Here is a 471-nt window from a genome sequence, read left to right on the forward strand (position 1 = left end):
AAGCCCGGGGCCCGCCACCCGGCCCACCAGGCCACCCTCTTCCTGGAGGGGAGCCTGGGGGAGGAGGGCTTCTCTAGCCCCCGCCTTCCCGAGGGGTGCCGGGTGGAGGTGGCCGGGTACGCCCTGAGCCAGCCGGAGGAGCACCAGGGGGAGGGGGTCTTCACCCTCTGGCCCCGCACGGACGAGGAGGGGAGGCTCACGGAGGCCCATGTGGCCCTCAAGCTCAAGCGCCCCAGGGAGGGGCCGGAGCTGGTGGTGCACGGGATCCTCCTCCACGCCGACGGAAGGAGGTTCGTGGTCCTCGTCCAGCCCAAGAGCGGGGAGGCCTTCAGGCTCGTCCTGGGCCGGGCCCGGGGCTTCACCGCCTTCCTGGAGCCCAGGAAGGCCTACCGCCTCGAGGGGGCCCTGCGGGGGGGGAGGCTCCTCGCCGAGCGGGCCTTCCCCTTGGGGAAGTGGGTCCTGGCCCGGAAG

General features: G+C 73.9%; 1 pseudogene. It reads left to right on the plus strand.

Going from position 1 to position 471, the window contains the following annotated elements:
• Window positions 1–471 (plus strand): annotated as a pseudogene (locus tag ACYQ0J_RS00230) (hypothetical protein); the annotation flags it as partial.

This window comes from Thermus sp. FJN-A (assembly GCF_054655095.1).